We start from the raw sequence: 13,023 nt of genomic DNA, 5'->3' as shown, positions 1-13,023 counted from the left end.
TGTGGGCGGTCCGGTCAGGGCATCGCCCCACGGGCGACGCCTCAGACGACGACGTCGCGCCGTCCGGGAGGTGCCGCCTCCAACCAGGAGGCGAGCCCCTCGTACGCGGCGCGCGACATCGTGAGCTCGAAGTCCTGGCCGTGGTAGCGGCAGCGGACGAGGTAGGTGTCGGTCGCGTCACCGGGCAAGGGCTCCCGCCCCGCGATGACGAGGTCGTACCGCGACCAGGTCCGGGCAGGTCGCAGCGACACCGACCAGAGCCGCCACCAGTCGATGCGACCGACGCCGTAGTGCGCGATGCCCGCGACCCAGGGTGCGCCGGCGGTGCCCGCGCGTCGCGCGCCGCACTCGAACGAGCCGACGCGGTGCGAGAGCGCCCGGAGACGCCACGCCCCCAGCCCGATCGCGAGCAGGACGAGGAGGAGCAGTCCGATCGCGATCCAGGCCAGGGGCGTCATGGTCGTGCGAGGGTCAGCGGGCCGGTACGGACTCGACCGAGTCCGCGACGATCGTGACCTGGTTGGAGTCGACGGAGAGGAACCCTCCGCTGACGTGCACGTCGAGGGTCTCGCCCTCGGCGACGATGCGCACCGAGCCCTCGCGCAGCACGGAGAGCAGCGGCGAGTGGTCCGCGAGGATGCCGATCTCGCCGTCCGCCGCAGGGGCCGTGACCCGCTGCGCGCGGCCCGACCAGATCTTGCGGTCCGCCGCCACGAGGTCGACGTTCAGCTGTGCCACGGGAACTCCTTCATGGGCGGTTCATGCCCGGCGTGGTGTCCGGGACGACGCCCGGCCCGCATGACGCGGACCGGGTCCGGGTGCGACGCCCGCGGGGCCGGGCCGCTCGGCCCGGCCCCGCGCGTGCGTCGGATCAGGCGCCGTACTCCTGCTGGATGCGCGCCCAGTTGCGCTCGAGGTCCTCGAGGCCACCGATGTTGAAGAACGCCTGCTCGGCGACGTGGTCGAACTCGCCGTCCGCGATCTTCTTGAACGCCTCGATGGTCTCGCTCAGCGGCACCGTCGAGCCGACGACGCCCGTGAACTTCTCGGCCATGTAGGTGTTCTGGGAGAGGAACTGCTGGATGCGGCGCGCACGCGCGACGACCGTCTTGTCCTCCTCCGAGAGCTCGTCGACACCGAGGATCGCGATGATGTCCTGGAGCTCCTTGTTGCGCTGCAGGATCGACTTCACGCGCGTCGCGACGTCGTAGTGCTCCTGGCCCACGTAGCGCGGGTCGAGGATGCGGCTCGTCGACGCGAGCGGGTCCACCGCGGGGTACAGACCGCGCGAGGCGATCTCACGGGAGAGCTCGGTCGTCGCGTCGAGGTGCGCGAACGTCGTCGCCGGCGCCGGGTCGGTGTAGTCGTCCGCCGGCACGTAGATCGCCTGGAGCGACGTGATCGAGTGACCACGCGTCGAGGTGATGCGCTCCTGGAGCAGACCCATCTCGTCCGCCAGGTTCGGCTGGTAGCCCACCGCGGACGGCATGCGGCCGAGCAGCGTCGACACCTCGGAGCCCGCCTGCGTGAAGCGGAAGATGTTGTCGATGAACAGGAGGACGTCCTGCTTCTTCACGTCGCGGAAGTACTCCGCCATGGTCAGCGCGGAGAGCGCGACGCGCAGACGCGTGCCCGGGGGCTCGTCCATCTGGCCGAAGACGAGCGCGGTCTTGTCGAAGACGCCGGCCTCCTCCATCTCGACGATGAGGTCGTTGCCCTCACGCGTGCGCTCGCCGACACCGGCGAACACGGACACGCCACCGTGGTCCTGCGCGACGCGCTGGATCATCTCCTGGATGAGAACCGTCTTGCCGACGCCCGCACCACCGAAGAGGCCGATCTTCCCACCCTGGACGTACGGGGTGAGGAGGTCGATGACCTTGATGCCCGTCTCGAACATCGTGGTCTTCGACTCGAGCTGGTCGAACGCCGGGGGCTTGCGGTGGATGGGCCAGCGCTCGGTGATCTCGACCGTCTCGCCGGGAGCCCCGTTGAGCACGTCGCCCGTGACGTTGAAGACCTTGCCCTTGGTGACGTCGCCGACGGGCACGCTGATCGGCGCGCCGGTGTCGGTGACCTGGGCACCACGGACGAGGCCGTCCGTCGGCTTGAGGGCGATCGCGCGCACGAGCGAGTCACCCAGGTGCTGGGCGACCTCGAGCGTGAGCGTGAACGACTTCTCGCCCTCGCCCTGCGACGAGAGGTCGATCTCGACGGTAAGCGCGTTGTAGATGTCGGGGATCGCGTCCGCCGGGAACTCGATGTCCACGACGGGGCCGATCACACGGGCGACCCGGCCAATTCCGGGCTCAGTCGGGGCCGCGCCGCGTCCTGCTTCCACGGTGGTGGCGGTCATTGCTTGCCTCGCTTCGCAGTGCCGGAGTGGTCCCCGGCGGTGTCGGTCAGGATGTCGGTGATGGTGCTGGCCGCGCGGGCCGTGCGGCCCGTCATGACGCCGCCAGGGCGTCGGCACCCGAGACGATCTCGCTGATCTCCTGGGTGATGTCCGCCTGACGCGCCTGGTTCGCCAGCCGCGTGTAGTTGCGGATGAGGTCCTCCGCGTTGTCCGTCGCCGTGTGCATCGCCCGCTGACGTGCCGCGAGCTCGGACGCCGCCGCCTCGAGGAGGCAGCTGAAGATCCGGCTGCGCACGTAGCGCGGGAGGAGCTCGTCGAGCACGGCCTCCGGGGAGGGCTCGAAGTCGTACAGCGGGAGCACGTCGTGCTTGCCCGCCGGGGCGACGCCCTCGACGACCTCGAGCGGGAGCATCCGCACGACGCGCGGACGCTGCGTGACCATGTTGACGAACTGCGTGTACACGATGTGCAGCTCGCTCACGCCGCCCTCGGCCGCCGGGGCGAGGAACGCCCCGAGGAGGGCGTCCGCGATCTCGCCCGCGACCTCGGAGTTCGGCGCGTCCGACCCGTACGACCACGACCCGGCGAGCTCGCGCCCGCGGAACGTGTAGTACGAGATGGCACGACGGCCGGCCCCGTAGAGCGCGACCTCCTTGCCCTCGGCCTCGAGACGCTCGACGAGGCGCTCCGTCTCGCGGATGATCGACGCCGAGTAGGCGCCGGCCATGCCACGGTCGGAGGCCACGACGAGCACCGCGACGCGGTTGGTGTCCGTGCGCTCGCTCGTCAGCGGGTGCTTCGTCGACGTGTGCGTCGCGACGGCCGACACGGCCCGGGTGATCGCCCGGGCGTACGGCGACGCGGCGGCGGTGCGGTCGCGCGCCTTGCCGATGCGCGACGCCGCGATGAGCTCCTGCGCGCGGAACATCTTCTTGAGCGACTGCGTCGACTTGATCCGCTGCTTGTAGACGCGCTGGGATCCGGCCATCGTCAGGCCCTCTTCTGCCGGACGATCTGCTCCTGCTCGATCTCCGTCTCGGCCTCGTCCTCGGTGTCCCCACCGACGAGCGGCGTGCCGTCACCCGTGAGGAAGCCGGAGCGGAACGCGTCGACCGCCGAGGAGAGCTGGGCCTCGGTCTCGTCCGACAGCTTGCCGGTCTCGGCGATCGTCGACAGGACGTCCGTGTTGCGACGCAGGTGGTCGAGCAGCTCGGACTCGAAGCGGCGCACGTCCTCGACCGGGACGTCGTCGATCTTGCCCTTGGTGCCGGCCCAGATCGAGGCGACCTGGTCCTCGACCGGGTACGGCGAGTACTGCCCCTGCTTGAGGAGCTCCATGAGCGCCGCGCCGCGCTTCAGCTGGCCGCGCGAGGCCGCGTCGAGGTCGGACGCGAACATCGCGAACGCCTCGAGCGAGCGGAACTGCGCGAGCTCGAGCTTCAGCGTGCCGGAGACCTGCTTCATGGCCTTGACCTGCGCGGCACCACCGACGCGGGACACCGAGATGCCGACGTCGACGGCGGGGCGCTGGTCGGCGTTGAACAGGTCCGACTGGAGGAAGATCTGGCCGTCGGTGATGGAGATGACGTTCGTCGGGATGTACGCCGAGACGTCGTTCCCCTTGGTCTCGATGACCGGCAGGCCGGTCATCGAGCCGGCACCGAGCTCGTCCGAGAGCTTCGCGCAACGCTCGAGCAGACGGGAGTGCAGGTAGAAGACGTCACCGGGGTACGCCTCGCGGCCCGGCGGGCGGCGCAGCAGGAGCGACACGGCACGGTAGGCCTCGGCCTGCTTCGACAGGTCGTCGAACACGATGAGGACGTGCTTGCCGCCGTACATCCAGTGCTGGCCGATGGCCGAGCCCGTGTACGGGGCGAGGTACTTGAAGCCCGCCGGGTCGGACGCGGGAGCCGCGACGATCGTCGTGTACTCGAGGGCGCCGGCCTCCTCGAGCGCGCCGCGCACGGACGCGATCGTGGAGCCCTTCTGGCCGATGGCGACGTAGATGCAGCGGACCTGCTTCTCGGGGTCGCCCGTCTCCCAGTTGGCCTTCTGGTTGATGATCGTGTCGATCGCGATCGCCGTCTTGCCCGTCTGGCGGTCGCCGATGATCAGCTGGCGCTGGCCGCGGCCGATCGGGATCATCGAGTCGATCGCCTTGAGACCGGTCTGCAGGGGCTCGTGGACCGACTTGCGGTCCATGACACCGGGCGCCTGGAGCTCGAGGGCGCGGCGGCCCTCCGTGGCGACCTCGCCCAGTCCGTCGATCGGGTTGCCCAGCGGGTCGACGACGCGACCGAGGTAGCCGTCGCCGACGGGGACCGAGAGGACCTCGCCCGTGCGACGGACCTCCTGCCCCTCCTCGATGCCGGTGAACTCGCCGAGGACGACGACACCGATCTCGCGGACGTCGAGGGTGAGGGCGAGACCCAGGGTCCCGTCCTCGAAGCGCAGCAGCTCGTTGGCCATCGCGCCCGGCAGACCCTCGACCTGGGCGATGCCGTCGGCGGCCAGGGTGACCCGACCCACCTCCTCGGACACGGCGCCCTCGGGCTCGTAGGACTTCACGAAGCTGTCCAGAGCGGCCCGGATCTCCTCCGGCCGGATCGTCAGCTCAGCCATTGCTCTTCTCCTGTCGTGGCCGCACCTCGTGGTTCGGGTGCGGTCGAACGTTTGTCGGTTGTGCGGCCGGTGGCCGGCAGGACGGTCGTCGGTCGGAAGGGTCGGCTCGTCAGCTCACGAGGCGTCGGCGCGCGTCCGCGAGCCGGGACAGCACGGTGGAGTCGACGACGTCGGCACCCACCTGCACGCGGAGCCCGCCGAGCACGGCGTGGTCCACCGTCACGTTGAGCTGCACGGCGCGCCCGTAGGCACGCTCGAGCAGTCCCGCGAGCCGGTCGAGCTGTGCCTGCGTCAGCACCGAGGCCGACGTGACCGAGGCGACGAGTCGCTGACGGCGCTCAGCCGCGACCTCCCCGATCCACCCCAGCGTCGGGACGAAACGGCGACCGCGCAGCGCACGCGTCGCGTGGACCGCGAGCACCTCGGTGACGCGGTCGACCTTGCCGTCGAGCAGCGCGTGCACGAACGCGGCACGACGCCCGGGGTCGGTCGTGTCGTCGGAGAGGACCTGCCGCGCCTCGCGCTGCCCGACGAGCGCGCGCGAGGTCCGGAACAGCTCGTCCTCGACCTTCTCCAGCGCACCGCGGGCCTCGGCCGACGCGAGGACCGCGTCCAGTCCCAGGCGCTCGGTCGCGTCCGCGAGGTCGCCATCGCGGGACCAGCGTGACCGGACCAGGCCGGACACGAGGTCCACGACGCGCTCGTCGAAGCCCGACGCGAGGACCGCGGACACGAGGGCCGCCTTGTCCGCCCCGGACCGCGACGGGTCCGCGAGCGAGCGCCGCAGCGGCGCCGACTCGTCGAACGCCGCGGTGACCGCGAAGAGCTGCTCGCCCAGCGCCAGCGCGCCCTCGCCGGCCGCGCGCAGGACCGGCTCGAACCGGTCCCGCGCCTGCGTGAGGGACTCGCCGCTCGTTCCGCGCATCAGCGCTCCTCGGATGCCGTGCCCGCCGCGCTCGCCGCCGCGGGACCCGCGGCCTCGAGCTCGTCGAGGAAGCGGTCGACGACGCGGCTCTGGCGCGCCGAGTCGGCGAGCGACTCGCCGACGATCTTCGAGGCGAGCTCCGTCGCGAGCAGACCGACGTCGTTGCGCAGCGAGACCGCGGCCTGCTGGCGCTCGGCCTCGATCTGGCGGTGTGCCGTCTCGACGATGCGCGCGGCGTCGTCGGACGCCTTGGTCCGCAGGTCCGCGACGATGGCGCCGCCCTCGGCACGCGCCTCCTCGCGGATCTTCGCGGCCTCGGCACGAGCCTCCTGCAGCTGCTGGTGGTACTCCGCCAGCGCGGCCGCGGCCTCGGCCTGGGCGGACTCGGCCTTGGCGAGACCGCCCTCGATCTTCGCGGTGCGCTCGTCGAGGATCGCCTGGAACTTCGGCAGGATCGCCTTGTAGAAGACGACCGCGATGACGATCATGATGACGGACGACCAGAGGATGTCGTACCCGGCGGGGAGGAACAGGTCGATGCCCTGCGGCTCCTCGCCCGTCTCCGCCGCGACGTACAGCGCGGCGGTCGCCAGCGCCGACATCACGCCGTGAAGAGGAAGCCGGCGACGAGACCGAGCAGCGCGAGCACCTCGACGAACGCGACACCGATGAACATGGTGGCGCGAAGCTGGCCGGCGACCTCGGGCTGACGCGCGATGCCCTCGATGGTCTTGCCGATGAGGATGCCGAGGCCGATGCCCGGGCCGATCGCGGCGAGGCCGTAACCGACGGTGCCGATGTTGCCGGTGACCTCAGCGAGAGTGGTGACGTCCACGATTGCTCGTTCCTTCCGTTGGGCGCCCGACCGGATGACCGGGCGTCGCGTGGGTACTGCGCTTGATGGTGTGTCTGGTGGTGCGGGGGCGGGGCACGACCCGGGGGGTCAGTGCTCCTCCTCGAGCGACATGTTGATGTAGACCGCCGCGAGGAGGGCGAAGATGTAGGCCTGCAGGAAGGCGACCAGGATCTCGAAGAGCGTGATCGCGAAACCGCCGACGAGGGTGAGCGCGCCGAAGGCCTTCATCGCGGGCACGGCCTCGAACACGAAGTACTGCGTCGCCGCGAAGCAGAGCACGAGCATGATGTGGCCCGCGATCATGTTCGCCGCGAGTCGGATGGCGAGCGAGGCCGGCCGGATGATGAGGATCTGCAGAAGCTCGATCGGCGTCACGATGAGGTAGATCGGCCACGGGATCCCGGGCGGGAAGAGGTTGTTCTTCAGGTAGCCGCCGAGGCCGTGCTTCCGGATGCCGACCGCCCAGTAGGTCACGAAGACCCAGAGCGCGAGCACGATCGGGAGGCCGATGCGCGAGGTCCCGGCCAGGTTGAGGAACGGGATGACGCTCGTGATGTTGAACGCCAGCACGGCGAAGAAGATCGTCGCGATCATCGGGACGAACCGCCGCGCGGTCTCCTTCCCCATGATCTCCTCGACGATCTGCACACGCACGAAGTCGATGAGCATCTCGATCGCGTTCTGGAGCCGCCCGGGGACGAGCCGCGCGCGGCGGGCCGCGAAGACGAAGATCGCCAGGAGGACGATCGTGGCGACGACGCGGATGATCCAGATGCGGTCGATCTGGAAGATGGTGCCCTCGAAGAGGATGGCCGGCGGGAAGAAGTCGGCGATCGACGGCGCGTGGAAGCCACCTTCGCTCTCGGAAGCAGCGAGGAGCACGGGGGTCGCAAGCGTGGACAGGGTGGACTCCCAATGGTCGTGCGGTCCGGGCAGCCGTCACTCGTTGGTGGGCACGCCGTCGGACCTGGCCGTCATGGATTCGCCAGTAGCCTAACGTATGGATCGGCGTGCTCTCGCCGATCTGGCGGTGCTTGTGACATTTTGCTCATGCCTTCCGGGCCGCTGGTCCCTCGCCCCGGTCACCGCCCCCGTGATAGTCAGCGCGCGCCGGGCTCGACGTACGGGATGCGGCCCCTGCTCACGGCCCGGTAGTCGAGCACCGCGGAGCCGATGACGCCGACGAGCAGGACGGCGGCGAAGACCCAGCGGTCGTAGAAGTCCATGCCGCGCAGGACCACGAGGATCACGATGAGCACGACCATCTTGACGAGCCAGCTCCCCATGACGACCGCGGCGGTCGTCGACGGGCTCGCGTCCACGGTGCGCAGCATCGCCCAGACCGTCGTCGCCGAGAAGAGCAGCGCGACGCCGACGCCCAGGAGCGCGCCCCAGACGCCGGGCAGCCCGGCGACGAGCGCACCGATCGCGACCCCGAGGACGGTGAGCGCGCCGAGCAGCACGAGCACGTCGCGCAGCGCCGTCCGGAACACCGCGCGCACGGCCTGCCCGTGCGGGCCGACCGTCTGCTCGGCGGCCCGCCCGCCGTCCGGCCGTACGGGCTCGGGCTGAACGGGCTCGGGCTGGGCGGGCTCGGGCTGGGCGGGCTCCGGCTGGCTCGTGGTCATCTCAGGGCTTCCTTCGGCGGGGTCGTGACGGCGGGCGGAGCCGGCGGGACGGCCTCTCCCGGGCGGTCGTCGGAGGTGACGGTCGTGACGGTCGTGACGGGCACGGGCGACGTCGCGGTCGCCGCGTCGTCGTCGAGGAACCGGCCGCGCGTCCGCAGCGGGCCGAGCGTGAGCAGCGCCGCGACCACGACGGCGACCGCGAGGCCCGCGGCGACACCGTGCCAGTGCCACTGCACGAGCGCGACGGCGGCGAACGCGAACACGGCGGTCCAGACGTAGAGGATGAGCACGGCGCGCCGGTGCGAGTGCCCGATCGCGAGCATCCGGTGGTGCAGGTGCATGCGGTCCGGGTGGAACGGGGACTTCCCGCGCGCGACGCGGCGCACGACCGCCATGCCCATGTCGAGCAGCGGCAGAAGGATCACCGCGAGCGGGAGGAGGATCGGGATGAACGCGGGGATCTGCTGCGCGCCCGAGAGCGCGGTCGTGTCGATCCGGCCCGTCACGACGATCGCCGCGGCCGACATCACGAGGCCGAGGACCATCGAGCCCGAGTCCCCCATGAAGATGCGCGCGGGATGGAAGTTGTGCGGGAGGAACCCCACGCAGATGCCGACGAGCGCGGCGATCACGAGCGTGGCGAGGCTCGAGTAGTCGTCGGCGCTCGCCTTCTGCGTGAGCACGTAGGAGTAGACGAAGAACGCCGAGCCGCCGATCGCGACGAGCCCCGCCGCGAGGCCGTCCAGCCCGTCGACGAAGTTCACGGCGTTCATGGCGACGACGACCACGAGGATGGTCGCGGCGAGCTGGAGCCGCGAGGACCAGATGAGCTGCTGGTCGCCGAACCCGAGCGGCAGCGTGAACAGCACGACGCCCTGGCTCGCCATGAACCCCGCCGCGAGCACCTGGCCCGCGAGCTTCGTCATCCAGTCGAGGTCCCAGATGTCGTCCGCGACCCCGAGCAGGCAGACGATCGCGGCCGCACCGACGATCCCCCACGCACGCGAGTCCGCCACGAGCTGCCCCGAGACCTCGCCGACGAACACACCCTCCAGGAACGGCATCTGGGACGCGAAGACCACCGCGACCACGAGGCCGAGCAGCATCGCCAGCCCACCGAGCCGGGGGGTCGGGATCGTGTGGACGTCGCGGTCGCGCACCGCGGTGATCGCGCCGGTGCGCAGCGCGACCCAGCGGGCGAAGGGCGTCGCGAGGAACGTCACCACGGCGGCGACGAGCATCACGAGCAGGTAGACCCTCACCCGCGGTTCGCCTCCGGCTCCCCGGCGTCGTCCGTGGTCGGTGCGTCGGCGATCGCGGCGACCGGGTCCTCGCTCGCACCGGGCGCGTCGGCCACCGCGTCCGCGGGCGCATCGGCCCTCGCGTCGGCAGGCGCGTCGTCCGGGCCGGCGACGTCCGCGACCTCGCGGAGCCGGTCGAGCGTGACCGCGCCCTGGCGCACGACGCGCAGCGTGCCCGACGTCGCGTCCACGATGGTCGACGCCACTCCCCCGGTCACCGTCCCGCCGTCGAGGTAGACGGTCACGGCGTCGCCGAGCTGCTCCCGCGCGTCGTCGACGTCGAGCGCCGCAGGGCGGCCGGTCGCGTTCGCCGACGACACCGCGAGCGGGCCCGTGCGGCGCAGGAGAGCGAGAGCCGCCGGGTGGTCGGGCATGCGCAGCGCCACGGTCCCGTGCGTCTCCCCCAGGTCCCACGCGAGGGACGGCTGCGCCTGCAGGATGATCGTGAAGCCGCCGGGCCAGAACGCCTCGACGAGACGGCGCGCGGCGTCGGGCACGTCGGTGGCGAGGCCGTCGAGCGTGCGGGCGTCCGGCACGAGCACGGGCGGCGGCATGTGCCGGCCCCGGCCCTTGGCGGCGAGGAGCGCGGAGACCGCCTCCGCGTCGAAGGCGTCGGCGCCGATGCCGTAGACGGTGTCGGTGGGCAGCACGACGAGGCCACCGCGGGAGATCGCGTTGACCGCCTCGTCGATGCCGGCGCCCCAGGTGTTCGGGTCGGTCACGGGGTGGACGGAGCTCACGGGTCCATCCTTCCACGGTCGCGGGCCGGGACCGGCGCACCCGGGACGCTGCCGTCGTCGGCACGCCGGGCGACGACCATGCGGTCGCGCCCCGTGAGGTCGGGCAGCGTCCGCACGTCGGTGAACGCGCCCGCCGCCCGGGCGGCCTCGCGCACCTGCGCGGCCTGCACCTCCGCGTGCTCCATGACGAAGAGGCCACCGGGCCGCAGCAGGCGCGCCGCGGCGAGCACGACGGCGCGCGGCACCTCGAGGCCGTCGGTCCCGCGCCCGTAGAGCGCGAGGTCGGGGTCGTGGTCGCGCACCTCGGGGTCGACGGGGACGGCGTCCGGCGGGATGTAGGGCGGGTTGGACACGACGACGTCGACGGTCCCGTCGAGCTCGGCGAGCAGTGCCGGGTCGGTCACGTCGCCGACGAGCGTGCGCTGCGTGAGCGACCCCACGCGGGCGGCGTTCGCGCTCGTCGCGCGCACCGCCTCGGGCGAGAGGTCCACCGCGACGACCCGCGTGCCGGGGACCTCGACGTCGACGCTGATCCCGATGACGCCCGAGCCGCAGCACAGGTCCACGACGAGGGGCGGGTCGTCGGCCCGCGCCGGGTCCGCGCGCAGGCGAGCGGCCTCGTCGATCGCGACCTGCGCGACCGTCTCCGTCTCGGGCCGGGGCACGAACACGTCGTCGACGACCTCGACCGTCACGTGCCGGAACACCGTGTGCCCGACGATGCGCTGGAGCGGCTCGCGCGTGCGCCGCCGCTCGACGACCTCCGCGTACTCCCCGAGGAAGCCGTCGGTCGTCCCGCCCGGCAGCGCGGGCGCGAGCGCCGCGTCGCCCGCGGGGAGCCGGTACCACTCGAGGCGCGGGAGGCCCAGGCACCAGGCGGCGAGGGCCTCGGCGTCGTGCCGGGCCGACCCGACGCCCGCTTCCGTGAGGATGCTCTCCGCGGCGCGGACGGCGCGGCGCAGGCCGTCGGCCGTGAGCGCGTCGCCCACGTCAGGCCTCGCCCGCGGCGGCGAGCCGGGCCGCCTCGTCGGCCTCGACCGCCGAGCGCACGACCGGGTCGAGGTCGCCGTCGAGCACCTGGTCGAGGTTGTACGCCTTGTAGCCCGTGCGGTGGTCCGCGATCCGGTTCTCGGGGAAGTTGTACGTGCGGATGCGCTCGGAGCGGTCGACGGTGCGGACCTGGGAGCGTCGCAGGTCCGCCGCCTCCGCGGCCGCGGCCTCCTGCTGGGCGGCGAGCAGCCGCGCGCGCAGGACGCGCATCGCCTGCTCGCGGTTCTGGAGCTGGGACTTCTCGTTCTGCATCGACACGACGATGCCGGTGGGCAGGTGCGTGACGCGCACGGCCGAGTCGGTCGTGTTGACGGACTGCCCGCCCGGTCCCGACGAGCGGTAGACGTCGATGCGCAGGTCGTTCGGGTCGATCTCGACCTCGCCCGCGTCCTCGACCTCGGGGAACACGAGGACACCCGCCGCGGACGTGTGGATCCGCCCCTGCGACTCGGTCACGGGGACGCGCTGGACGCGGTGCACGCCGCCCTCGTACTTGAGGTTCGCCCAGACGCCGTCGGCCGGGTCGGACGGTGTGCTGCGCGCCTTGACCGCGACCTGGACGTCCTTGTAGCCGCCGAGGTCGGAGTCGGTCGACTCGAGGACCTCGGTCTTCCAGCCCCGGCGCTCCGCGTACCGCAGGTACATGCGCAGCAGGTCGCCCGCGAACAGCGCCGACTCCTCGCCGCCCTCGCCCGCCTTGATCTCGAGGATGACGTCGCGCCCGTCGTCGGGGTCGCGCGGCACGAGCACGCGGCGCAGGCGCTCGCGCGTCTCCTCCTCGGCGGCGCGCAGGCCCGGGAGCTCCGCGGCGAACGCGTCGCCGTCCTCGCCCCCGAGCGCCGCGAGCTCGGCGGCGGCCTCGGCGTCGTCGCTCGCCTCGCGCCACGCGCGGTACGCGCCCACGACCTGGTTGAGCTCGGCGTAGCGCCTCCCGAGCGTGCGCGCGCGGCCGGCGTCGGCGTGGACGGCGGGGTCGGCGAGCTGGGTCTCGATGTCGGCGTGCTCGGCCAGCAGCGGCTCGACGGCGGCGAACGACTCGGTCACGGACGGCTCCTCGGTGGCGGGCGGGTCGTGGTCGCCGGGCCCGGGCGGCGACCGCGCGAGGATCGGGGGGATCGCTCGGGCAAAGCGACAGCGCCGGTGGTCCGAGCGCACCGACTGCCCCTGGAGAGGTTGTCGGGCTCGGACCACCGGCGCTGCGGTGTCGCTACTTGGCGGCGTCCTTCTTGGCGTAGCGCGCCTGGAAGCGGGCCACGCGACCACCGGTGTCGAGGATCTTCTGCTTGCCCGTGTAGAACGGGTGGCAGGCGCTGCACACGTCGGCGCTGATCTTGCCCGACGCCTCGGTGCTGCGCGTCACGAACGTGTTCCCGCAGGTGCACGTGACCTCGGTGAGGACGTACTCGGGATGGATGTCAGACTTCACGGTTTCTCCTTGGGGTGACGTCTCCGGGTCAGGTGCGGCGACCGCACCTGTGAACCGGCGACAGGCGGCCTGACGAGTGCAGGCCGACGAACCATTGTGCCAGAACGCACGGGCGCCCC

At 72.0% G+C, this 13,023-nt stretch carries 15 protein-coding genes; all 15 read right to left on the bottom strand.

From position 1 onward, the window contains the following. Nucleotides 1-41 precede the first annotated feature (41 nt). The 15 genes from FIC82_RS08200 to rpmE all read right to left on the bottom strand — a co-directional run bounded on the left by FIC82_RS08200 (nt 42) and on the right by rpmE (nt 12,904). On the bottom strand, nt 42-458 hold the full coding sequence (locus FIC82_RS08200) for a DUF2550 domain-containing protein (protein ID WP_154798219.1): 417 nt from the start codon (nt 456-458) through the stop codon (nt 42-44). Nucleotides 459-471: 13 nt separating this feature from the next. After that, nucleotides 472-738, bottom strand: coding sequence for a F0F1 ATP synthase subunit epsilon (locus FIC82_RS08195; RefSeq protein WP_087469516.1), 267 nt, complete (start codon nt 736-738; stop codon nt 472-474). Between the two features lie 133 nt (nt 739-871). Beyond that, nucleotides 872-2,356, bottom strand: coding sequence for a F0F1 ATP synthase subunit beta (atpD, locus tag FIC82_RS08190; RefSeq protein ID WP_154798218.1), 1,485 nt, complete (start codon nt 2,354-2,356; stop codon nt 872-874). 91 nt (nt 2,357-2,447) lie between these two features. Beyond that, on the bottom strand, nt 2,448-3,344 hold the full coding sequence (locus tag FIC82_RS08185) for a F0F1 ATP synthase subunit gamma (protein WP_154798217.1): 897 nt from the start codon (nt 3,342-3,344) through the stop codon (nt 2,448-2,450). A gap of 2 nt (nt 3,345-3,346) precedes the next feature. Beyond that, nucleotides 3,347-4,978, bottom strand: coding sequence for a F0F1 ATP synthase subunit alpha (atpA, locus tag FIC82_RS08180; RefSeq protein WP_154798216.1), 1,632 nt, complete (start codon nt 4,976-4,978; stop codon nt 3,347-3,349). Nucleotides 4,979-5,087: 109 nt separating this feature from the next. Next, nucleotides 5,088-5,903, bottom strand: a complete 816-nt coding sequence (locus FIC82_RS08175; protein WP_154798215.1) for a F0F1 ATP synthase subunit delta — start codon at nt 5,901-5,903, stop codon at nt 5,088-5,090. Further along, complete coding sequence (locus tag FIC82_RS08170; RefSeq protein WP_154799991.1) at nt 5,903-6,505, bottom strand: F0F1 ATP synthase subunit B; 603 nt, start codon at nt 6,503-6,505, stop codon at nt 5,903-5,905. The genes FIC82_RS08175 and FIC82_RS08170 overlap by 1 nt, the downstream gene beginning before the upstream one ends. Further along, complete coding sequence (locus tag FIC82_RS08165) at nt 6,505-6,738, bottom strand: ATP synthase F0 subunit C (protein WP_141389322.1); 234 nt, start codon at nt 6,736-6,738, stop codon at nt 6,505-6,507. The genes FIC82_RS08170 and FIC82_RS08165 overlap by 1 nt, the downstream gene beginning before the upstream one ends. 108 nt (nt 6,739-6,846) lie before the next feature. Beyond that, entirely contained in the window at nt 6,847-7,641 is a 795-nt protein-coding gene (gene atpB / locus FIC82_RS08160) for a F0F1 ATP synthase subunit A (RefSeq protein WP_253691624.1), read from the bottom strand. 218 nt (nt 7,642-7,859) lie between these two features. Beyond that, a complete protein-coding gene (locus tag FIC82_RS08155; protein WP_253691614.1) occupies nt 7,860-8,387 on the bottom strand; it encodes a hypothetical protein in 528 nt (175 codons plus the stop codon). After that, nucleotides 8,384-9,649, bottom strand: coding sequence for an MraY family glycosyltransferase (locus FIC82_RS08150; RefSeq protein WP_168731631.1), 1,266 nt, complete (start codon nt 9,647-9,649; stop codon nt 8,384-8,386). The genes FIC82_RS08155 and FIC82_RS08150 overlap by 4 nt, the downstream gene beginning before the upstream one ends. After that, the gene (locus FIC82_RS08145; RefSeq protein WP_168731630.1) at nt 9,646-10,428 is read right to left on the bottom strand and encodes an L-threonylcarbamoyladenylate synthase; all 783 of its coding nucleotides are present in this window, start codon (nt 10,426-10,428) and stop codon (nt 9,646-9,648) included. The genes FIC82_RS08150 and FIC82_RS08145 overlap by 4 nt, the downstream gene beginning before the upstream one ends. Next, nucleotides 10,425-11,417 (bottom strand): peptide chain release factor N(5)-glutamine methyltransferase, encoded by a 993-nt coding sequence (gene prmC / locus FIC82_RS08140; protein WP_253691611.1) that lies wholly within the window; start codon nt 11,415-11,417, stop codon nt 10,425-10,427. The genes FIC82_RS08145 and prmC overlap by 4 nt, the downstream gene beginning before the upstream one ends. 1 nt (nt 11,418) lies before the next feature. Then, nucleotides 11,419-12,522: a peptide chain release factor 1 gene (gene prfA / locus FIC82_RS08135; protein WP_168731629.1), complete on the bottom strand. Its 1,104-nt coding sequence runs from the start codon at nt 12,520-12,522 to the stop codon at nt 11,419-11,421. Between the two features lie 163 nt (nt 12,523-12,685). Continuing rightward, a complete protein-coding gene (rpmE, locus tag FIC82_RS08130; protein ID WP_168731628.1) occupies nt 12,686-12,904 on the bottom strand; it encodes a 50S ribosomal protein L31 in 219 nt (72 codons plus the stop codon). Nucleotides 12,905-13,023: the final 119 nt, after the last annotated feature.

The organism is Cellulosimicrobium protaetiae (assembly GCF_009708005.2).
In the GTDB taxonomy this organism is placed as follows: Bacteria; Actinomycetota; Actinomycetes; order Actinomycetales; family Cellulomonadaceae; genus Cellulosimicrobium; species Cellulosimicrobium protaetiae.
This window is presented reverse-complemented; position numbering and strand designations above follow the sequence as displayed.